General features: G+C 70.7%; 19 protein-coding genes. 8 read left to right on the top strand and 11 right to left on the bottom strand.

Annotation, left to right across the window (positions count from 1 at the left end):
* Both ACWGIG_RS22750 and ACWGIG_RS22745 read right to left on the bottom strand, forming a co-directional pair.
* A partial coding sequence (locus ACWGIG_RS22750) for a cyclase family protein (protein ID WP_453323474.1) occupies positions 1–702 on the bottom strand: 702 nt, incomplete at its 3' end.
* Entirely contained in the window at positions 699–1,808 is a 1,110-nt protein-coding gene (locus tag ACWGIG_RS22745) for a fumarylacetoacetate hydrolase family protein (protein WP_453323473.1), read from the bottom strand. The genes ACWGIG_RS22745 and ACWGIG_RS22750, both read right to left, overlap by 4 nt.
* Before the next feature lie 120 nt (positions 1,809–1,928).
* Here ACWGIG_RS22745 and ACWGIG_RS22740 point away from each other — a divergent pair, with 120 nt between their 5' ends.
* Positions 1,929–2,834 carry a LysR family transcriptional regulator gene (locus ACWGIG_RS22740; protein ID WP_453323472.1) on the top strand — a complete coding sequence of 302 codons (906 nt, stop codon included), beginning with the start codon at positions 1,929–1,931 and terminating at the stop codon, positions 2,832–2,834.
* 77 nt (positions 2,835–2,911) lie between these two features.
* On the opposite strand, the gene ACWGIG_RS22735 is transcribed toward ACWGIG_RS22740, so the two are convergent.
* Complete coding sequence (locus tag ACWGIG_RS22735; protein WP_453323471.1) at positions 2,912–3,697, bottom strand: N-acetyltransferase; 786 nt, start codon at positions 3,695–3,697, stop codon at positions 2,912–2,914.
* 170 nt (positions 3,698–3,867) lie between these two features.
* On the opposite strand from ACWGIG_RS22735, the gene ACWGIG_RS22730 reads away from it, so the two are divergent.
* Together ACWGIG_RS22730 and ACWGIG_RS22725 are read left to right on the top strand one after the other, a co-directional pair.
* Entirely contained in the window at positions 3,868–5,115 is a 1,248-nt protein-coding gene (locus tag ACWGIG_RS22730) for a DUF1266 domain-containing protein (protein WP_453323475.1), read from the top strand.
* The gene (locus tag ACWGIG_RS22725; RefSeq protein WP_453323470.1) at positions 5,112–6,317 is read left to right on the top strand and encodes a DUF1266 domain-containing protein; all 1,206 of its coding nucleotides are present in this window, start codon (positions 5,112–5,114) and stop codon (positions 6,315–6,317) included. Before ACWGIG_RS22730 ends, ACWGIG_RS22725 begins: the two co-directional genes overlap by 4 nt.
* Before the next feature lie 79 nt (positions 6,318–6,396).
* Here the strand turns inward: ACWGIG_RS22725 and ACWGIG_RS22720 are convergent, their stop codons facing one another.
* Positions 6,397–7,317: a GlxA family transcriptional regulator gene (locus ACWGIG_RS22720; RefSeq protein WP_453323469.1), complete on the bottom strand. Its 921-nt coding sequence runs from the start codon at positions 7,315–7,317 to the stop codon at positions 6,397–6,399.
* Between the two features lie 188 nt (positions 7,318–7,505).
* Here ACWGIG_RS22720 and ACWGIG_RS22715 point away from each other — a divergent pair, with 188 nt between their 5' ends.
* Positions 7,506–8,930 carry an MFS transporter gene (locus ACWGIG_RS22715; RefSeq protein ID WP_453323468.1) on the top strand — a complete coding sequence of 475 codons (1,425 nt, stop codon included), beginning with the start codon at positions 7,506–7,508 and terminating at the stop codon, positions 8,928–8,930.
* A gap of 388 nt (positions 8,931–9,318) precedes the next feature.
* Here the strand turns inward: ACWGIG_RS22715 and ACWGIG_RS22710 are convergent, their stop codons facing one another.
* A complete protein-coding gene (locus tag ACWGIG_RS22710) occupies positions 9,319–9,858 on the bottom strand; it encodes a MarR family winged helix-turn-helix transcriptional regulator (RefSeq protein WP_453323467.1) in 540 nt (179 codons plus the stop codon).
* Between the two features lie 126 nt (positions 9,859–9,984).
* On the opposite strand from ACWGIG_RS22710, the gene ACWGIG_RS22705 reads away from it, so the two are divergent.
* Complete coding sequence (locus tag ACWGIG_RS22705; RefSeq protein WP_453323466.1) at positions 9,985–10,584, top strand: malonic semialdehyde reductase; 600 nt, start codon at positions 9,985–9,987, stop codon at positions 10,582–10,584.
* Positions 10,585–10,746: 162 nt separating this feature from the next.
* A complete protein-coding gene (locus tag ACWGIG_RS22700; protein WP_453323465.1) occupies positions 10,747–11,970 on the top strand; it encodes an MFS transporter in 1,224 nt (407 codons plus the stop codon).
* A gap of 23 nt (positions 11,971–11,993) precedes the next feature.
* On the opposite strand, the gene ACWGIG_RS22695 is transcribed toward ACWGIG_RS22700, so the two are convergent.
* Positions 11,994–12,401: a cupin domain-containing protein gene (locus ACWGIG_RS22695; RefSeq protein WP_453323464.1), complete on the bottom strand. Its 408-nt coding sequence runs from the start codon at positions 12,399–12,401 to the stop codon at positions 11,994–11,996.
* 52 nt (positions 12,402–12,453) lie between these two features.
* On the opposite strand from ACWGIG_RS22695, the gene ACWGIG_RS22690 reads away from it, so the two are divergent.
* On the top strand, positions 12,454–13,473 hold the full coding sequence (locus ACWGIG_RS22690; protein ID WP_453323463.1) for a helix-turn-helix domain-containing protein: 1,020 nt from the start codon (positions 12,454–12,456) through the stop codon (positions 13,471–13,473).
* A gap of 83 nt (positions 13,474–13,556) precedes the next feature.
* Here the strand turns inward: ACWGIG_RS22690 and ACWGIG_RS22685 are convergent, their stop codons facing one another.
* Positions 13,557–14,342 (bottom strand): alpha/beta fold hydrolase, encoded by a 786-nt coding sequence (locus ACWGIG_RS22685; RefSeq protein ID WP_453323462.1) that lies wholly within the window; start codon positions 14,340–14,342, stop codon positions 13,557–13,559.
* 75 nt (positions 14,343–14,417) lie between these two features.
* On the opposite strand from ACWGIG_RS22685, the gene ACWGIG_RS22680 reads away from it, so the two are divergent.
* Positions 14,418–15,020, top strand: coding sequence for a TetR/AcrR family transcriptional regulator (locus ACWGIG_RS22680; RefSeq protein WP_453323461.1), 603 nt, complete (start codon positions 14,418–14,420; stop codon positions 15,018–15,020).
* Between the two features lie 33 nt (positions 15,021–15,053).
* On the opposite strand, the gene ACWGIG_RS22675 is transcribed toward ACWGIG_RS22680, so the two are convergent.
* The 4 genes from ACWGIG_RS22675 to ACWGIG_RS22660 all read right to left on the bottom strand — a co-directional run bounded on the left by ACWGIG_RS22675 (position 15,054) and on the right by ACWGIG_RS22660 (position 18,717).
* Entirely contained in the window at positions 15,054–15,338 is a 285-nt protein-coding gene (locus ACWGIG_RS22675) for a hypothetical protein (RefSeq protein ID WP_453323460.1), read from the bottom strand.
* Between the two features lie 100 nt (positions 15,339–15,438).
* A complete protein-coding gene (locus ACWGIG_RS22670; RefSeq protein ID WP_189823634.1) occupies positions 15,439–15,822 on the bottom strand; it encodes a DUF6009 family protein in 384 nt (127 codons plus the stop codon).
* Between the two features lie 157 nt (positions 15,823–15,979).
* The gene (locus ACWGIG_RS22665; RefSeq protein WP_453323459.1) at positions 15,980–17,617 is read right to left on the bottom strand and encodes a DNA primase family protein; all 1,638 of its coding nucleotides are present in this window, start codon (positions 17,615–17,617) and stop codon (positions 15,980–15,982) included.
* Complete coding sequence (locus ACWGIG_RS22660; RefSeq protein WP_453323458.1) at positions 17,614–18,717, bottom strand: bifunctional DNA primase/polymerase; 1,104 nt, start codon at positions 18,715–18,717, stop codon at positions 17,614–17,616. The genes ACWGIG_RS22665 and ACWGIG_RS22660 overlap by 4 nt, the downstream gene beginning before the upstream one ends.
* Positions 18,718–19,784: the final 1,067 nt, after the last annotated feature.

Below are 19,784 nucleotides of genomic sequence, written 5' to 3'. Positions count from 1 at the left end.
GAGGGAGCGGCGGGGAGCGGCCCCGCCCGCGTCGCCGCCCCCCCCCGCGCGGCGGCCCCGCGACAGGTGTCCCGTACGGACGGCGACGAGGTCACCGCGTCCGACGTGCACGCCGTGCGCCTCGGCGGTCGCGGTCAAGTGGGCTTCGGTGACGGCGAAACCGTCGGGGAGTTCGCCGTCCTCGCCGGTCACGAGCCCCACGTCCAGCAGCACCCCGCGCCCGGCGACGTACGGCGCCATGTGCTCGATGCCGGTGACGAGGTCGCCCTCGGAGGTGACGACCCGTTCCGCCGGGCGGCCGTTCCACGCCTTGCCGTGGTCGAAGATGTGGCCGAGCCCGTCCCACTGCGTCGAGCACTGGAGCGGCATCGCGATGACGTCGTCCGCGCCGCCGATGCCGTGCGGGAAGCCCTGGTTGCCGAGGGCGGCGTCGGTGCCGGTGTCGAGCATGGTGTGCACGGGGTTGGTGCGGCGGCGCCAGCCCTTCTGCGGCCCTTCCGCGCCGAAGGACTGGGAGAGCGAGAAGCTGATTCCGCGCCGGACGAGTGCCGCGCCTTCGCGGCGCTTGGCGGCGTCGAGGAAGTTGAGGGTGCCGAGGACGTCGTCGGGGCCCCAGCGGCCCCAGTTGGAGTACGCCTTCGCGGCGGCGGCGATCTCCCCTTCGGGATCGCGCGGGTCCGGGTTCCCGTCGCCCGCGCTCACCGCGACTCCCCCACACACCGCGTGCGCTGCGCACCGAGCCCGGTCACCGAGCCCTCCATCACGTCGCCGTCGCGCAGCAGCCGCCCCCAGTGGAGGCCGTTGCCTGCCGGACTGCCGGTCAGCACGAGGTCTCCGGGCAGGAGCAGGGCCGACTGCGAGGCGTACGACACCATGCGGGCGACGCCGAAGATCATGTCCTTGGTGGACTCGTCCTGCATGGTCTCGCCGTTGAGCTTCAGCTCCACCCGCAGGTCACCAGGGTCGGCGACGAACTCCGCCGGGACCAGCCACGGCCCCAGCGGCGTGAAGCCGGGAGCGTTCTTCGCGGCCAGCCAGTCCGTGCCGATGGCGGGCATGTCCCGGCGGAAGACGGCGGCGCGGTCGGTGAGGTCGTTGGCGACGGTGTAGCCCGCGACGTGGCCGAGCGCTTCCTCCACGGAGACCTGGTGGGCGGGGCGGCCGATGACGACGGCCAGCTCCAGCTCCCAGTCCGGCTTCGCGCAGGAGGCGGGCAGCACGACGTCGTCGTACGGTCCGGTGATCGCGCTCGGCAGCCCGATGAAGACGTACGGGAGGTCCTCTGCGGCCCGCCGGTCCATGAGCGCCGCGACCTCGGCACGCGCCTCGTCCTCGGTGCGGGGGTCGTCGGCGGGGCGGTGGGCGAGTTCGAGATCGATGACGTGGCGGCGGTAGTTGGCGCCGGACTGGAAGACCTGGCGGGGAGCGACGGGCGCGTGGACCTCCAGGCAGGAGACCTGCGTCCAGTCGCCCGAATCCGCCTCGTCGCCTGAATTCCCTTCGGCCAGCTCGCGCAGCACGGGCAGTACCTCCTCCCACCGCTCCAGGAGGTCCCGTACGTCTCGTACATCTCGTATCTCCCGTACGCCCCCTACCTCTCCCACGTCTCCCACATCTCCCGCGTCTCCCACGCCACGGAGTCCGAGCTCCCCTCTCAGATCCAGCACCCGGTCCCGTACCACCAGGCCCGGGAACTCGGGGCTCCCCGGACCGGCGGCCGGATCGGAGAACGTACCCAGCGCGAAGGGCGCGTCAGGCAGGAACAGGCGGTCCGTGCTGGGCAGTTGGCGTGTGCGGGGTGTTGCCACGAGGTCTCCTCCTACGGGGTTCGGAACCACTCTCGCCCCACCCGCACAATCACGGAAATCAATCCTTCATATGCTGGTCATCCACACAGCAGATACCTCTGGCAAAGGCTGGACCACCCGGTGCACCTCTCCCGTCTCGACCTCAATCTCGTCGTCGCGCTGCGCGCCCTGCTCGACGAGCGCAACGTGACCCGGGCGGGCGAGCGCATCGGCCTGAGCCAGCCCGCGACGAGCGCCGCGCTCGCCCGCCTGCGCCGGCACTTCGGCGACCCGCTCCTCACCCGTACGGGCAACTCCTACGCACTCACCCCGCTCGGCGTCGTCCTGCGCGACCGCAGCGCCACCGCCTGCGACCTCCTCGACAGGGTCTTCAGCAGCCAGGCGGAGTTCGACCCGGCAGCCGAGACGCGGGAGTTCACGCTGCTCGGTTCGGACTACGGGGCGGCGGTCTTCGGAGCCGCGCTGAGCCGTCTCGTACACGACGAAGCCCCGAACATCCGCCTCACCTTCCGTCAGAGCACCCCGGCCGTGGTCGAGAACACCGCGGCCGAACTGACCTCCGTGGACGGCCTGCTGATGCCGCACGGCATCATCGACGGCTTCCCTTCCGTGGACCTGCTCACCGACCGGTGGGTGTGCCTGGTCGCCGACGACCACCCGGAGATCGGTGCGGAACTCACCCTCGCCGACCTGGCCCGGCTGCCGTGGGCGGTCTATCAGCGCCCGTACGACGCACCGGCCGCGCGGCAGCTGAGCATGATCGGGGTCAGTCCGCGGGTGGAGGTCTCGGTCCAGACCTTCCAGTTGCTGCCGTACCTGGTGGAGGGAACGCGCCGGGTCGCGATGATCCAGGAACGGCTGGCCCGACGGGTGGCGGGCCTGGCAGCGGTACGGATCCTCCCCTGCCCCTTCGAGGCGGTGCCGGTGCGCGAGGCGATGTGGTGGCACCCGGTCCACACCCACGACCCGGCCCACATCTGGCTTCGGGAGACGGCGGCGCGGGCGGCCCGACGCGTACGCGGCTGACCGGCGCGGGCGGCCCGACGCCTACCCGGCTGACCGGCGCGCTCAGGCTCGCTCGGACGCATCCGGCGCGCCGGCGCCTACTCGGCGCTGCGCGGCACCCGGTGGCGTACCCACACATTCGGCTCGACGTACACGGCACGGTCGTGGACGAGAGAGCACTGCACGGGGACGAGCGCGCCGGGAACCTCGACCTCGCCCTCCCTGTCGAAGGGCAGGCCGGTCCACTGCCGCCACTCGGCGAGGGAGCCGCTGACCGTCATCGACGCGGGCGCGATCCTCTCGACGATGCCGCCTGCCTTGACGTGGACACGTACCCACGGGTCGGCCGGAAGCCCGTCCTCCCGGAGGTCTTCGAGGTAGGCGGCCATGGGGACGCGGGGCCGGAGGTGCTTGGCGTTGGGGCGCACCGGGGCGAGGAGGGTGTGGTGGCCCTGGCTGCCGACGGCTTCGCGCATCGCGGCGAGCATGCGGTACGACAGCCCGCGGCCGAGGTGGTCGGCGTCCACGGTGATCTCCAGCGCGCCGGCGACCGTGGGCGGATTCCCGTGCCGCCGGTCCGCGAACGCCCACAGCAGCACTTGGTCCCAGCCCCGGTCAGGCATCTCCTCGCGGCCTTCGAGCACCGCGTTGAAGGGCACGCTGAACCCGCGCGCGACGACGCGGTCCCCGTCGGTGGCCACCACGCAGTACTCCGGGAACTCCTCGACCACCCGGCCCAGAAGAGCCCCCACGACCGGTTCGTGGGAGGTGAACTCCGGCCAGGTGTCGGCGATTTCGTAGGCCCGGCCGATCAGGGCAGGACGCGCGGCGAACGGGGTGATGCGGATGCCGTCCTCGCTGTTACTGGTGTCGTGGCTGGTCACAGCGGGGAGCCTGCCACAGCACGACCGCCGTGACCACGAGGTTTCCGGCCCGCCGTACGCGGCACAGGTACTGTCCCCGAAGCGGGAGCCAGGGCCTGTCGGCCGCCCCACGCGCACCTCTCGTCACCCCCCGCCACCGCGTTTCGTAGGATCGGCAAGTGATCACGGGGATGGGTACAGGACCGGAGACAGGACCAGCGGCGGATGTCGGCGGGCCGTCCGCGCCAACGGAAATCGAGCGCAGGCTGCACGCGGCGTACGCACCCCACCGCCCCACCGGAAGCGGCACCGCGGCCGAACGCGGAGGCGAGGGCCGAAGCAGCCACCCCAGGACCGACGAAGTCCTGGACATCCTCTCCTGCACCCGGCTCTACCTCCTCCTCCCCCGCCTCCACGCCGACACCCCCGGCTACGCCCCGCCGCTCCCCACCCACCGCGACCCCGCCACCCGCCGTACCTGCGTCCCCGTCCTGACCCCCGGAATGCTGCCGCCGTGGCATCCGGAATGGGTGTTCCGGCAGATCACGCTCGCCGAACTCGCCCGCATCTGGCCGGACAACAAGTGGCTGCTCGCGCTCAACCACGGCACCCCGTTCGCGATGACGCTCGACGCGCGCGCCAAGCACCGCAAGGCCTGGGAGGACGCCTGTGCACGCACCGGCGGGCAGCAGGGCGGCCGGCTCCTCACGCACCACGGCGGCCCCCTGCACGGCCCCGTCGCACACGGCCTCGCCCTCGGCGCGCAACTGGCCGTCCACAACGGCCTCGTCTGGAACGCGCTCGGCGCCGCCTACGAGGACTACGCCACCGACATCGACCGCCTCCGCAGCCCCTGGCGCGTCCGCAACCGTGCCGACTTCCGGGAAACGCTCGACGCGCTGCTGGCCACCCGGCTCGTGGGCCGCGTCCAGGAGTTCGTACTGCAGGCAAGGCGGACGCTCGTACGACGGCTGGAACGCAACCCGTCGTACGAGGAGTGGTCGGCCGCCGTCACCGACGCGCTGCGCAGGCACGACGCGTCCACGGCCGACCTGGCGGAGGCGGCCGTGACGGTGCGGACCGTCGTCCGCTACGAGGAGCGGTTCCGGGCGGACGGCGTCCTCGCGCCCGACGGACGGATCGACACCTTTGCCGCCTTCGACCTCGGGCGTGCGGTCAATGTCGTACGACTGGCCCTGGGCGCCCGCTACATCTCACCGCCGGAAGCCGAACAGGCCGTACTGACCATCGACGAGGCGGCCCGCCGGGCGTACACCTCCTGGGCCGACTTCTCCCTGGGCTATGCCCTTCGCCGCCTACTGTCCTTCGACGAGGACGGGGTCGAAATCGCCGCCCGCAAGTATCAGGAGTCCCTCATCCAGCACCGCATCCTCACCCAGGACCCCACCAGCCCCTACCGGAACATCCCCTGGTCATGAATCCCCACCGGCCCCACCAGCACCTGAGCCCCACGGCACCCGTGACTCCCCCGGCTCCGCTGACCTGGACACCTCCGTCCGAGACCGAACTCCTGCTCCACGACGCGGGAATGCGCGGCGACGTCGACGCCCAGATACGCGTCCTCGCGGGCGCCGAGCTCTACATTCCGGCGTCCAGGGCCCAGGTCGACGCGGACCCCGACTGGGTGTACTGGCGTCCGCACCCGGACCCGGCGGGCCGCACCTGCAAACCCGTACTCACGCGCGGGATGCTGCCGCCGTGGCACCCGGACATGGTGTTCCACGGGGTGTCCCTCAAGTGGATCGCCGAGTTCGACTGGACCGACCCGCACCAGCTCCTCGCCGTCAACATCGGCACCCCGGCCCAGCTCCTGCTCCCGTCCACTCCCCCGCACCGCGCGCACTGGCTGCGCTGTTTCGCCGAGAACGACACCCCCTCCCGCAACCGTCTCGTCGCCATCCGGCACGGCGCGCTGCACGGCCCTCTCGCGTACGGTCTGGCCTGCGGCGTGCACCTGGCGGTGGGCAACGGCGTGCCGTGGAACGAGGTGGGTTCCGTCTGCCGCGACTACCTCAAGGAGCGCGCCCAGCTCCGCGATTCCTGGGGCGTCACCGACCATCCCACCTGGCGACGGCAGTTGGACGCCCTCCTGGACGCCCGCAACAGCCCGTACGAGCCCGACTTCGCCCTGCGCGTCCGCGAAGGCCTGCGCAGGGCACTCGGCGGCGAGCTCCCCTCCCCCGATCTCTGGCGCGAAACCGCCGCCGGACACCTGCACGACAACGGCGAGGGCCACGACGCGATCAAGTCCATGGAGGAACTGGTCCGCCGCATCCTGCGCTACGAGGCCCGCTTCCGCGCCGACGGCCTGCTCCCCCCGGACGGCCGGGTCTCGACGACGGTCGCCTACGACTACGGCCGCGCGGTGAACCTGGCCCGCTGGGGACTGTCGGCCCGCTACTGCGCCCCGCCCGAGGCGGAGCAGGCCATCGTGTACGCGGGCGCCCTGAGCAAGTCCTCGTACGACTCCTGGGAATCCTTCTCGGCGGGGTACGCACTGGGCAGGGTGCTGCGCTTCGACGGGGAGGAGTACGGCACGTTCTACGAGCAGAACGTCACCGCCCACCGCCTCCTGACGGAGCACGAGGGGAGTCCTTGGCGGAACATCCCCTGGCGGTGAGCGGGGAGAGCACCGCGGAGAAGCGCACCCCGCCTCAGGGCGTCATCCCGCCCCAGCACATCAGCCCCGCCCCAGCGCGTCACCCCACGCCGCGGAACGTTCCCCGGTACGTCTGCGGCGACACCCCCAGCGCCGCCTGGAAGTGCTGCCTCATCGACGCCCCGGTGCCGAATCCGGCCTCGTCCGCGACCCGGTCCACCGGCAGGTCCGTCTCCTCCAGCAACTGCCGCGCCCGCCCGACCCGTTGCTGCGCCAGCCACTGCACCGGCGTGCTGCCCGTCTCCTCCCGGAAGCGGCGGCTGAACGTCCGTACGCTCATGGCCGCCTCGGCGGCGAGTTCACCGAGGGTGAGCGGGCGGTCGAGGTGGGCGAGGGCGAAGGCGCGCGCCCGGCCCGTCGAAGAGACGTCGGGGGCGGGGACCGGCCGCTCGATGAACTGCGCCTGGCCGCCCTCCCGGTGCGGCGGTACGACGGCGTTGCGTGCGACCGCGTTGGCGACCGCGGCCCCGTGGTCGCTGCGGATCATGTGCAGACAGAGGTCGATGCCCGAGGCGACCCCGGCGGAGGTGAGCACTCCGCGGTCGTCCGTATAGAGAACGTCCGGATCGAGGTCCACCTCCGGGTACAGCGCACGGAACTCCGCGCACGACCGCCAGTGCGTCGTCGCCCGCCGCCCTTCCAGCAGCCCAGCCGCCGCGAGGACGAAGGATCCCGTACAGATCGACGCGACCCGGCTTCCCGGCCGGATCCGCGCCAGGGCAGCGGCCGTCCGAGGTCCCAACCGCCCGCGCGCCTGGGGCCCGTAGTCCTCCCGCGCGGCAGGGACGATCACTGTGTCCGCCGCCGCGAGGACCTCCGGTCCGTGCGCGACGTTGACGGTGAAATCGGCGTCGGTCGGGATCTCGCCCGGTTCGGGCGTGCAGGTCACCACCTCGTACAAGGGCTCGTTCACCGCCGACCTGGCACGCCCGAACAGCTGGTGCACGATGCCCAGTTCCATGGGCAGCAACCCGGGCCGCACGAGCACGGCAACCCGATGCAGTCCACCACTCAAGCCACTCAGATCACTCACGTCGCCTCCAATGACTCCAGTACCTCCAATGCCTCCAACAGCCATGGCCAGATCCTTTCACATGGTGGCCATCTGGCCGGTGGCCGGATCTCCCGTGCCCCGGAAGCATCGGCCGTATGAGTTTCCGTTCCCCCCACCGCGCCTGGTACATGGCCGCCGCCACCGCCCTGGCCATCCTCGTCACCGGCGCGTTCTCCACGCTCCCCGGCCTGTTCACCACCCCTCTGCACGGGGAATTCGGCTGGTCCCGCGGCTCCATCGGCATCGCCACGTCCGTCAACATGCTGCTGTACGGGCTCACCGCCCCCTTCGCCTCGGCCCTGATGGACCGTTACGGCATCCGCCGCGTCGTCACGACCGCCCTCGCGACGGTCGCCACCGGCACCCTCCTCACCGCCACCGTCATGACGGAGCCGTGGCAACTCACCCTCTTCTGGGGCCTGCTGGTGGGTCTCGGCACCGGCTCGACGGCACTGGCCTTCGGCGCGACGGTCACCCAGCGCTGGTTCGTGCACCGCCGGGGCCTGGTCACCGGAGTGCTCGCCTCCGCGAGCGTGCTCGGCCAGATGGTCTTCCTCCCGGCCCTCTCCCGGCTCGCCGACCACTTCTCCTGGCGGCCGGCCCTGGTGACGGTGGCCCTCGCCGCGTGCGCGACCGCGCCGCTCCTCCGGTGCGTACTGCGCGACCACCCGGCGGACGCGGGCCTGAAACCGTACGGAGCGACCGCAGCCGTCCCCAAGCCGGATCCCGTACGAGGAGCCGCCCGCCGCACCCTCGGCGTCCTGCGGGACACCGCCCGCACCGGCCCCTTCTGGCTCCTGGCCTGCGCCTACGCGGTCTGCGGCGCCTCGACGAACGGCATCATGTGGACGCACTTCACACCCGCGGCCCACGACCACGGGATGCCCGCCACCACCGCATCGACGCTCCTCGCCCTCATCGGCGTCTTCAACGTCGCGGGCACCATCGCCTCGGGCTGGCTGACGGACCGCCGGGATCCCCGCCGCCTCCTGGCCGTCTGCTTCGCCCTGCGCGGCGTGCTCCTGCTGACCCTCCCCCTCACCATGGCGGCGTCGGTCGGCCCGCCCCTGCTGCTCTTCGTCACCCTCTTCGGCCTGCTCGACCTGGCGACGGTTCCGCCCGTACTCGCCCTGTGCCGCGAGTACTACGGCGACGACAGCGCGATCGTGTTCGGCTGGCTCGGCACCGCCCACCAGCTCGGCGCCGCCCTGACGGCCCTCCTGGGAGGCGTGGCACGCGACGCCTTCGGCTCGTACGACCCGCTCTGGGCGGCGGTGGGCGCACTGTGCGCGGCGGCGGCGCTGTTGTCACTGACCGTCCGGGCCCCGCACACCGCCGACCGGACCCCTCCTGCGCGCCGCCCCACGCCCTCCACCTGCGGTGCCACGCCCTCTACAGGTCGTCCCACGCCATGGAACTCATCCGCCAACCCTCCGGGGTCCGCACGAACTGAGTGGTCTTCCGCCCCGCCCCCTCGAACCACTCACCGTCGAGAAACCCCGACTTGCCGTACTCGCTGAACCGGTGCGCGATCGACCCGAAGATCTCGGTCCGCTCGGCGACCTCCCATTCGGAGAACTCCGTCAGCGTCCCTCCGGCGAGAAGCTTCTCCCGCGGCTCGATGAACCCCTCAAGGTCGTACACCACGGGCTCCCCGCCGACGTTCTTGATGATCATCCCCTGCGGAATGAACACCTCCCTGACGGCGCCGACATCCGCCCTGGAACCTCCCGTGTTGGTGAACGCCCCGAGAAAGACCCGCATCAACCGGTCGAGCTCTTCCTTGACCTCCGACACAACTACCCCTCCAACAACTGGAATTGACCCATCGCCCGATCCTCTCAGTCGAGGCGCGGCGGCGAGTGTTGTGTTACTTGATGCTGGTGTCGTTGCTTGATGCTGGTGCCGCTACCTGATGCTGGTGTCGCCGAGGGAAATCAGCAGGCTGCGCAGCTTCCCCGCCAGTTCCTCGCATTCCTCCCGATCGAGGGAGTCGAGCATGCGGGCCTCGGCGGCCAGGTGGTCGACCATGTAGGCACGAGTGATCTCGTGGCCCTTCCCGGTGAGACGAATCTTCACCGAGCGCCGGTCCTCGGTGCCCCGGACCCGTTCGACCAGGCCCTTGGCCTCCATCCGGTCGAGGCGGTTCGTGATCGCCCCGGAAGTGACCATGGCTGCCTTGCGGAATGCTCCGGCAGTCAGTTCGTACGGAGGACCGGAGCGCTGCAGGGTGCTCAGGACGTCGAACTCACCGAGTTCCAGACCCCGTTCGGCCGCGAAGGCCCGGAACTCCTTCTCCAGTGCGACACCGAGACGCTGGAGCCTGCCGAGCACCTGCACGGGCCACAGCGCGTCAGCCAGGTCGGGGCGCTCCTTCGTCCACTGCTCGACGATGCCGTCCACGGCATCGGTGCCCACGGCATCCGCCCCGTCATTCGCTGCGTCCATGGCCTGTCTCCTCCGTGCGTCGAGTCCCCCCAGAGTATCTCAACGTTGAATCACTTGACGTTGAACCAGTCACGATGCTTTTATCTCAACGTTGAAATTCTCACTCTTGAACGAACGGGGTTTCCCATGTCCGCGCCCGCCCTCACCCTTGACGCCGCCGCCCAGGACCTCCTCTTCCGCGAGGCCCGCACCGCCAACACGTTCACCGACGAGCCGGTGACCGAGGAGCAGGTCCAGGCGATCTACGACCTGGTCAAGTACGGCCCGACCGCGTTCAACCAGTCGCCGCTGCGCGTCACCCTGGTCCGCTCCCCCGAGGCCCGCGAGCGCCTCGTCCAGCACATGGCCGAGGGCAACCGGGCCAAGACCGCCGCCGCACCGCTGGTCGCGATCCTGACGGCGGACAACGAGTTCCACGAGGAACTCCCCTCTCTGCTGCCGCACTTCCCGCAGGCCAAGGAGATGTTCTTCGCCGAGCGCCCGGTGCGCGAGGAGTCCGCCCTGCTGAACGCCGCCCTCCAGGCCGCCTACTTCATCGTGGGCGTACGCGCAGCCGGTCTGGCCGCCGGCCCGATGACCGGCCTCGACTTCGCCGCCGTCCAGAAGGAGTTCCTCGACGACGACCACACCCCGCTGATGGTCGTCAACATCGGCAAGCCGGGCGAGGACGCCTGGTACCCGCGCTCCCCGCGCCTGGCCTACGACGAGGTCGTCACCACCGTCTGATCTCCATGCGTCTGATCTCCATGCGTCTGGGCTGAATGCTTCCTGGGCTCCATGCGTCCTGGGCTCCATGCGTCCTGGGCTCAAGACGCCACCGTCCTGGCAACAACGCACCCATCCCGCACCGTCGTCCACCACCCCCGCACCACCGATCCGGAGGTCTTCGTGTCCACCGCAGTCTCCGCACCTCGTCTCACCACTCCGGCACCACCCCGCCGACCGGCCGCCCTGTGGCTGGCGCTCCTGGCCGCACCCGTCGCCACCGGGGCCAACGCACCCGTCCTCATCCTTCCCGACATGGCGCGGTCCCTGGGCGTCTCCACCGCCCAGGGAACCTGGACAGTCACCGCCTTCGCCTGGGCCATGACCGTCGGAACACCCCTGTTCGCGGCCCTCGTACGACACCGGGGCCTGCGGACGACCCTCCTCACGAGCGCGGTCGTCGCACTGGTCGGCACCGTGCTCGTCGCGGTCGCGCCATGGTTCCCCCTGACGCTCCTCGGCCGCGCCGCACAGGCAGCGGGCGGTGCGGGACTGGTCGCCGTGGCGATGAACCTCGCCGGCTCGACCCGCCGCATGGGGGCGATCACCGCCGGATTCGGGGTCCTGGGCGCCGTCGGGCCGCTCCTCGGCTCCGTTCTCGCGGACCTGCTCCACTGGCGAGCCTCGCTCGCCCTGTCCGCCCTCGCTCTCCTCGCGGTACCTGCCGTCTGGCGTCACCTCACACGTGACGCTCCGGAACGCGCCCCGCACACCGCGCCGTTCGACGCGGCCGGGGCCGGGCTCGTCGCGGCACTGGCGTCCGCCCTGGTGCTGATCCCCATGGCTCCCTTGACCGGCGCACTGATCGCCGCGCCCGTCGCCGTCCTGCTGGCCCTCCACGTACGGCGCCGTCCGGACGGTTTCGTACCGGCCGCCGTGGTGCGCTCCCGTGCGTTCATCAGCTCCGCGCTGCTCGCCTTCGTGTTCTCCACCTCGTACTTCATCCTGCTGTTCGCCTTCGCCGCGCTCGCACGGCAGCGGACGGACTGGAGCACCGCGACCATCGGCACGGGCCAGTTGGCCGCGCTCCTCACCGGCTCCGCGCTCTCCTTGCTCCTCGCCGCCTCGGCAGCACGTCTGGGCCACCGCAAGGTCCTCACGGTCCTCGCCGTCCTCGGCACGGCCGCACCCCTCACCGCCGCCCTCGTCCCCTGGGGACCCGCGCTGCTCCTCGCCGCCGCAGCGGCCGTGCTCGTCGCCACCGGCAGCAACGCCGTCCTGTCCGTGCACGCGGGACGGCAGGCCCCGGACACCCAACGACCGGCCGCGATCGGCCTTTTCGTCCTCTGCTACCAGCTCGGCGGGGCACTCGGTCCGGCCCTCGCCACCCTTCTCATCCTGGCCTGATGCCCGAAGCAGTGCGGTTCGGCTCAGATACCGAGTTCGTGCCCGGTCGTCGCGTCCACGTGGTCCGGGACCTCGTCGTGGCGGTCGCCCACGGTCGGTGTCCCGGTGGGCTCGAACATGAGGATCGCCGCGCCGGACGGAGCGTACGGCCTGTGCTGCGTACCCCGGGGGACGGTGAAGACCGCACCCTGCGGGAGCAGGACCGTGCGCTCCCCGGCGGGCTCCCGCAAGGAGATGTGCAGCTCTCCTTCGAGTACGAGGAAGAACTCGTCGGTGTCGTCGTGGACGTGCCAGATGTGTTCGCCCTCGACCTTCGCGACACGGACGTCGTAGTCGTTCACACGCGTGACGATGCGGGGGCTCCACAGGGCGTCGAAGGAGGCCAGAGCCTTGCTGAGAGAGAGGGGTTCACTGTTCGGTCGACTGTTCATGGGCTCATCCTGGGCCGTTCCGCACGACCGGCGTGAGTGCTAGGAATCGCACATGCCGAAAGAATCCTCGCACCCAGCAGTGCACTCAGCAGTTCACCCAGCAGTTCACCCGGCGGACGTCCACCGGGTCGTCGTCATCGTGGACGAGAACTCGAACCCCTTCGAGCTCGGCTGCGCGACCGAGGTCTTCGGTCTGCGCAGACCCGAGCTCGGCCGCGATCTCTACGACTTCGCACTCTGCTCCCCCGAGCCCCGCACGCTGATGCGGGACGGATTCTTCACGCTCACTGGAGTCGCCGGTCTGGAGGCGGCCGACACGGCGGACACCCTGATCGTCCCCAACCGCCCCGACGTCGAGGTGCCCCGCCGCCCTGCCGTACTCGATGCCGTCCGGCGTGCGCACGCACGCGGTGCGCGTCTGGTCGGTTTCTGCAGCGGCGCCTTCACCCTGGCCGAGGCGGGAGTCCTGGACGGCCGCCGGGCCACCGCCCACTGGCAGTGGGCGGACTCCTTCCGGGCCCGCTTCCCGTCCGTCCACCTCGCGTCGGACGTACTGTTCGTGGACGACGGTGACATCCTCACCGCTGCGGGAAGCTCGGCAGCTCTGGATCTCGGACTGCACCTGGTCCGCCGCGACCACGGCGCGGAGGTCGCCAACTCGGTGAGCCGACGGCTCGTCTTCGCGGCACACCGGGACGGTGGGCAGCGGCAGTTCGTGGAGCGCCCCATGCCCGACCTGCCGGACGAGACCCTGGCACCCGTCCTGGCCTGGGCCCAGGAACGGCTGGACTCACCGCTCACGGTGTCCGGCCTCGCGGCACGTGCGGCAGTCAGCCAGGCAACGCTGCACCGCCGCTTCCAGGCACAGCTGGGCACGACACCGTTGGCCTGGCTCACGGGGGAACGACTTGCCCTGGCCTGCCGGTTGATCGAACGGGGCGAGTCCCGCTTCGAGCAGGTCGCACGGCGCAGCGGGCTCGGTACCGCCGCCAACCTGCGCGCGCTGATGCGCCGCGAGACCGGCATCACCCCGTCGGCGTACAGGCGCCGGTTCGGACCCGCGACCACTTGAGCAGTCCGCACCGTGGAGCAGGGCCGCACCGTGGAGCAGGGCCGCACCGTGGAGCAGGGCCGCACCGTGGAGCGGGGCCCACTTCACTTGGCCGGTCCGCACCCGCGCTCCGCGACCATCGCCGCATCCAGCACCGTGCGGGCGAGCGCCTGCGGGTCTGCCAGGGGTGTGAGGTGGCCGAGGCCCGGCCAGACGGTGAGACGGCCGTCGCGGCAGGCGGCGAGGAAGGCGCGTTCGTCGCTGCGGAAGGGGTCGCGGGCCCCGTTGGCCAGCCAGACCGGGCCGGGGTAGGCGGCGAGTGCGGCGATCGGGTCCATGCCGGTGATGGAGTCCGCCACGTCGGCCATGACCTCGCAGGACAGACCGCCGGCGCTCATGGCCTGCGCCGCGGGCGCGGGGAGCATCCGCCGGAAACCGCGGACGCTGAGACGCTCGGCAGTCCCGGAGTGCCTGCTCGCCAGCCGGAACTGCTGGCGAAGGAGAGTGGCGTACGCTCCGCGCGGCGCGGCCGTACAGCCGATGGCAAGCAGGCCCGCCACTCGTCCGGGGTACCGGGCGGCAGTGGCGATGGAGACGTATCCCCCGGTGGAAAGGCCCACGAGCAGGGCTTTCCCGCCGAGTTCGTCGACGGCGTCGGCCACCACATCGACGGCGGCGTCCATGCTGAAGGGCTCTCCGCGCCGTCGGCCGTGACCCGGCAGGTCGGGAGCGGCCGTCCGGCGGCGCGCTTCGGTGCGGGAATCGCTGCTGGTATCGGTGCGCGCATCGGCACGGGCGTCGACGGCCGCCATGACGGGGTGCCACATGGTGCCGCTGACACGGATGCCGTGCACGAAGACAACGGGCAGCGCTGAGCCTTGGATTTCCATGGCCGGCACGCTACACCAAATGCAACGCAACGTTGCGTTGTTTTCTGACTTTCTCCCTTGCTACTCTCGGCCACCATGGACGAAGAACAACGGCCCCCGCGCAAGCGCATCAACGCCCCCCGCAAATCCCAGGAGATCTTCGACGCCACGCTCGGCCTCCTCCGCGAGAAGGGGTACGAGGGCCTGACCGTCGAGGGCGTGGCCGACCGCGCCGGAGTCAACAAGACCACCCTCTACCGATGGTGGCCCTCCAAAGGCGCTCTGCTCGGCGCCGCACTCGTCAACGGCACCCAGCTCGGCCTCCCGCTCCCCGATACAGGCACCCTCCAGGGCGACCTGGAGGCCCTGCTGGGCTCCGTCGTCACACTGCTCACCGTGCCGCCCGCCTCCGACATCGCGATCGCCGCACTCGGTGCGGCCACCCACAACCCCGAACTGGCAGCCCACGCACGGAGTTTCTTCGCCGACCGCCTCGCCCGGGAACAACCGGTCTTCACCCGCGCCGTCGCCCGCGGGGAGCTCGCTCCCGACACCGACCCGGCCCTCCTGATGGACCTGCTCGCCGGGGCCGCCTGGCTACGGATCGTCTTCCGCCAACTCCCCCTGGAAGCCGACTTCGTCACCCGCACGGTCCACACCGCACTGCACGGCGCCGCCACGCACAGCTCCACGCCCTGAACCTGCAACGATGCGGCCGGGCCCGGCCGCATCTCACCCCAGCGCGGCCCGCAGCATCGCCACCGTCGCGCCCGCCACCGCCCGCTCGGTCTCGTCGTCGCTGGTCCTGGCCCGTTCGTCCAGCAGTACGATCGCGGCCTCCAGCACCCCGGCGTGCACGGGCACCGTCCGCACCCCTGCCAGCGCCGCCCGCGCCCGGTCCGGCGCGGAGTCCGGGGCCGGGCCACCCGGCCCGGACGGAATGAGGGTGGAAACGCCGCGCCCGAGAGCTGGACGGTCGCGGTCTCGGTACGGCGGCTGGGCCGGAGCGGTGGTCACTGTCCCAGTTTCCCCCGCGCGCCCTGCGGCACGTACTCCGCCGCCACGGAGATCTTGACGGGCGTCGCGGACAAGACCCGCCTGCCCCTACCTCAGGACCTCACGGCATCGCTATGGCCGCCGCCGAAGCCCCCTGCTGCGAGCGCGGGGTCTTCTCGCCGACCTTCTGCGGGTCGATCGTGCGCGGGTCGACGGCCTCGCCGGGGGCGCCCTCGGCGTAGTACCCGCCAGGAGCGGTGTCCCGGTCGTGCGGGAGCAGGAAGAAGACGCGGCGCTTGTGCAGGCCGCTGTCCGGGTCGGCCTCGGCGTGCTCGTCGAGCTCCGTGTAGCCGACGAGGCGGCCGTCACGGGCGTAGCGCGGCTTGCCGCGGCGACGGGGTGTCTTGTCGAGCGCCTGGCGGACGTAGTCGAGGTCGTCGGGGCTTTCCAGCCACACCACCGCATTCTCGTGGGCGAGATCGCTCTCGTTCAGTAGCGAGCTCATGGCTGAAGCCCCTCCTCGTTGTGTCCGGCCACGCACCGGCCTCGGTTTTCTCGCTCCGGGCCGGGTCCGCTCTTCGGGCCCCGTCTGTGCGTCTGCCCGGAGGCTCGGTACCCATCGTAAGGCTGCCCGGTGTCGCGGCACAGTGCACGAATGGGCGTCATGTGGTTGCCGGGCCGTTCGAAGAACCGGAAACGAGTCCGGAAACGGCGGGGTCGTCCTCGTCCGAGAGCAGGCCCAGACCCGGGTAGTACTTCTTTCCGCTGGACTTCATCATGTCGTTCGGCGACGCGAGCCCGAGCTCCTGACGGATGCGACTGGCGAAGGAACGCGAGGTCGCGGGCCTGATTCCCTCGCTGGCATTGCACCAGGTGCCGTACTCGGCGTACAGCACACCCTGCTCGACGCGGAGGTCGGAGAAGCGGTCGTGCCCGTTGGCGGTGGGCGGGCTCTTGATGCAGCACTCCTTCAGGAAGCGGCCGATGTGATCCTCGGTCGACTCGTACGCCTCGGTGGCCATGCGTACGGAATCAGGACCGGTGAGCGGATCCCGGGTCTCCAGATAATTCATCGCACCCTCGATGAGCCAGTGGAGGATGCCCGGACCCTCGTCCCGTACGAGCTCGAACGCCAGGTTGTCGATCTTGTGCTTGTTGGGAACCACACGCTCGAACGGGATGAGGCGGATGCGCCGCCAGAAGGCGTGGCCTCCGGTGCCGACCTCGGGGCGGTGGTTGCCGAGCAGCCACAGCTTGTGGGTGGGGGCGAAGGAGAAGTAGTCCTGGCGCATCCGGCGGGCCTTGATGCGGTCGCCGCCGGTCAGGAGCTTGACCCGGGACTCGTCGAACTTGTCGTTGGGCTTGAGCTCGGAGCAGACCATGATGCGGCGGCCGTGCAGCTCGGTGAGCTCGGTGGAGTGCTCGGAGAACTTGCCCTTCTCCATGAGGAAGCCGGGCGGCGCGGCGTCCGCGTAGTCACCGAGGATCTGGATCATCACGTCGAGCAGGACGGACTTGCCGTTCGCGCCCGCGCCGAAGAGGAACGGCAGGACCTGCGCGCCGACGTCCCCGGTGATCGAGTAGCCGAGCAGCAGGTGCAGGAACCGGATGGTCTCCCGGCCCTTGTCGTCGTGGCCGAAGGTGTCCTGGAGGAACGTGTGCCAGCGGGGCGTCGGCATGTTCTCCGGGGCGACGCTGGTGGCGCGCGAGTGACGGTCGGTGACCGGGTTGGGCTTGCGCATGTCGCCCGTCTGGAGGTCGACGACGCCCTCGGGGGTGCAGAGTGCGTACGCGTCGCCGTCCAGGACGTCCGGGTCGAGGGTGAGTGCCGGGGACGCCTTGGCCTGTGTGAGCAGCGCCTTCATGCCGGGGGTCGACATGGTGCGCTTGCGGTGGGCGTACAGCTCCCGGTCGCTGAAGAAGCCACGGGGGTCCTGCGCGGGCATCTGCTCGGCCATGTCCCCTGCGGCCCACAGCGCGGCCTTCTCGCCACCCGTGCGCTTCCAGCGGTACTGGTCCCAGGAGTACCAGCCCAGGCCCTCGACGTGGCGGAACTGGTCTCCGTACAGCTGGGCGAACAGCTTGGCGTTGCCCCGGTCGGTGAGCATGCCCGGCAGGAGTCCGAGTGGGTCGAACGGTTCGTGCACGGCGAGGGTTCCCGGCGCTGCGGGGTGTCCTGCGGCCTGCGCGGGGAGCGCCGTGGCCGCCGCGGTGTCCTGGTCCGGTTCGGGGACCGGGAATTCGAGCATCTGCTGAGCGGCGGCAGTGGCGTCGAAGCTCGTGCTCTCGGCGCTGCTCATGGGCGTCCTTGGGGGTGAAGCGGTCGGGTGGCACCTGCGGCAAGGGCGGAATCGATGATCGTGGTGTTGCGCTGCGGCTGGTGCGGGCGGGCCGTCCTGGCTGCCTCCGCCAGGAGGTCGCGTACCTGTGGGTCGGAGAGGTGGCCGCCGGCCACCAGGCCTCCCGCGGTGTACGCGGCCCGGTTGAGCTTCTCGGTGAAGCTGGCCCCCTGCGGGGTCGCCGCACAGGCCGCGACCTCGGCCAGGAGAGGGTCCAGAAGGCGCTGTGCGGTCCCGGGAGCGCGCCTGGTGCGTAGGCGGGGGTGCGGGACCGCCCGGGGCTCCAGAGGGGCCCTGGGGGGCTCGGGTGTGGCTGTAGGGCCTGTTGGGTCGGTGGGGGCCGCTCCTGCGGGGGGCTGCACGGTGGCGTGACCGGTCCTCGTGAGCTCGTCGGCGAGCCAGTCGGGGAGCGGGGCCGGCAGCCTCGTGTCGCCGACCGGCACGTAGCTGCCCTGGGGGGTGCGGTTCGTGGGCGCGACGATGTAGCCGTTGTCGGCCCTGATGTCGACCTGCCAGGCGAGGGCGACCTTGGGGCTGGATCCTGTGGACGAGCGGAAACGGGTGTCGGGACGGGTGTTCCGGTACCAGATGTGGAGACCTCCCGAGGGAGTACGTACGCGGAGGGTCGTTTCGTCCCCGGCCGGGTCGGGCTGCTTTCGGTACGCGGCGAGCAGGGCGAGGGTGTCGAACCCGGAGCCGAGGCCCGTCAGGTCTACGCGGTCGTGGATCGGGATGCCCGGTAGCAGGCGGCTTCGGTCGGGGACTTCAGCGCTGTGTGCGTCCACGTCGAGGACGACGAGCCCGGCAGGCCCGCAGGCGACGCCCACACCCATCGCCGGGTGCGTGCCCCACCAGTCGTCGATGCGGGCCGCGTCGGTGGTCGCGGCCCGAAAGCCGTGGCACCAGCGTCCCGCGGGGAGGCAGGGGCAGTCCTGCGTGCTGTGGTGCCCGTTTTCCCTGCATGTGGGGCAGTTGGCAGCGGGAGTCTTCCGGCCGGGGGCCAATGGGTGAACCGGCCAGCCGTTGCCCGCACACCAGCGGGCAACGTCGTGTGCCCGCACAGTCCCTGAAGGGACTGGGGTACTGGTTTCACCGTGGCGCGGCACGCGGTCGTCCTTGTCGGGGTCAGCGGTGGTGCGTTCGGTCCCTCTTCGTACCTGACATAAAAGGCGCTGGTCAGCGCCTTTTTGATGTCTGCATGAGGGACTGAAGGGACTGAACTTTCCTATGAGGTCCTGAGCCTAGCGCAAGGGTGGGCAATCTCCGCGGGGAACTGCCGTTGTATCAGTTCTTCAGTCCCTTGAGTCCCTTTGGGCCGTCGGCGGGCGAGCGGTCTTTCCACCGGCGCAGTCGGGCCCGCGGGGGGCACACGGCGAGTCCCGCAGGGCGGCGGGTTGCGACTGCGGCTTGTCGTACGCGTGACCGACGACCGGTCGCTTCTCCGTTTCCCAGGGCGTAGGGACTGAACCGACAGGGACCGTCGCGTTCGGTCCCTACGCTTCAGTCCCTCCATAAACCCGCAGGTCAGAGGCGTGTGGCTGCCCGCTGCAGGGACTGAAAGGGACTGAAGGGACTGAAAATCCTAGTTATGAACGCTTCAGGCTTATACCTGTCTACTACACGCGTCCGCATACACACGCGCACACAATTGGGATGGATACTGCAAAGTTGAGTCCCTTCAGTCCCTCGGTCCCTCCTTCAAAAAGCTCTCCACGCCTCTGACCTGGGCTTTTGCCGAGGGACTGAACGGAGGGACCGAAGCGCAGGGACTGAACGGACCGGTCCCTCCCCCTCCCCTCCCGGGCCGGAAAAAGGCACACACCACCGCATCTCGTACCCCCGTACGGGATGTGTCGGATGTGTGCCTTTCCCACCCCTGCTGGAGGCCTCCGTGCAGTTCACCCGATATCCACCACTTTGCGTCCACCAGACGGACAACGCCCGGTGCAGGTGAGTCCCGCCCGCCGTTTCCTCCCCTCCGCCAGTAGGCACAACCACCCGTCTGCCGGAGTCGGCAGACACGACACGAGGGACCGGGAGAGGGACCAAGGGACCGAAGGACCGGGAAACTGAACAAGCAGCAAAATGACGCCGGGACGGTCCCGCGCACAGGTGTGCTGCGCGGGAC

This window comes from Streptomyces sp. NPDC054863 (genome assembly GCF_053610825.1).
This window is presented reverse-complemented; position numbering and strand designations above follow the sequence as displayed.

What these genes read in the sequence shown, in the direction of transcription:
- ACWGIG_RS22730 (WP_453323475.1), top strand. Translation starts at nt 3,868, where the DNA reads ATGGGTACAGGACCGGAGACAGGACCAGCGGCGGATGTCGGCGGGCCG.
- ACWGIG_RS22725 (WP_453323470.1), top strand. Translation starts at nt 5,112, where the DNA reads ATGAATCCCCACCGGCCCCACCAGCACCTGAGCCCCACGGCACCCGTG.
- ACWGIG_RS22720 (WP_453323469.1), bottom strand. Translation starts at nt 7,317, where the DNA reads ATGGAACTGGGCATCGTGCACCAGCTGTTCGGGCGTGCCAGGTCGGCG.
- ACWGIG_RS22715 (WP_453323468.1), top strand. Translation starts at nt 7,506, where the DNA reads ATGAGTTTCCGTTCCCCCCACCGCGCCTGGTACATGGCCGCCGCCACC.
- ACWGIG_RS22710 (WP_453323467.1), bottom strand. Translation starts at nt 9,858, where the DNA reads ATGGACGCAGCGAATGACGGGGCGGATGCCGTGGGCACCGATGCCGTG.
- ACWGIG_RS22705 (WP_453323466.1), top strand. Translation starts at nt 9,985, where the DNA reads ATGTCCGCGCCCGCCCTCACCCTTGACGCCGCCGCCCAGGACCTCCTC.
- ACWGIG_RS22695 (WP_453323464.1), bottom strand. Translation starts at nt 12,401, where the DNA reads ATGAACAGTCGACCGAACAGTGAACCCCTCTCTCTCAGCAAGGCTCTG.
- ACWGIG_RS22690 (WP_453323463.1), top strand. Translation starts at nt 12,454, where the DNA reads ATGCCGAAAGAATCCTCGCACCCAGCAGTGCACTCAGCAGTTCACCCA.
- ACWGIG_RS22685 (WP_453323462.1), bottom strand. Translation starts at nt 14,342, where the DNA reads ATGGAAATCCAAGGCTCAGCGCTGCCCGTTGTCTTCGTGCACGGCATC.
- ACWGIG_RS22680 (WP_453323461.1), top strand. Translation starts at nt 14,418, where the DNA reads ATGGACGAAGAACAACGGCCCCCGCGCAAGCGCATCAACGCCCCCCGC.
- ACWGIG_RS22670 (WP_189823634.1), bottom strand. Translation starts at nt 15,822, where the DNA reads ATGAGCTCGCTACTGAACGAGAGCGATCTCGCCCACGAGAATGCGGTG.
- ACWGIG_RS22665 (WP_453323459.1), bottom strand. Translation starts at nt 17,617, where the DNA reads ATGAGCAGCGCCGAGAGCACGAGCTTCGACGCCACTGCCGCCGCTCAG.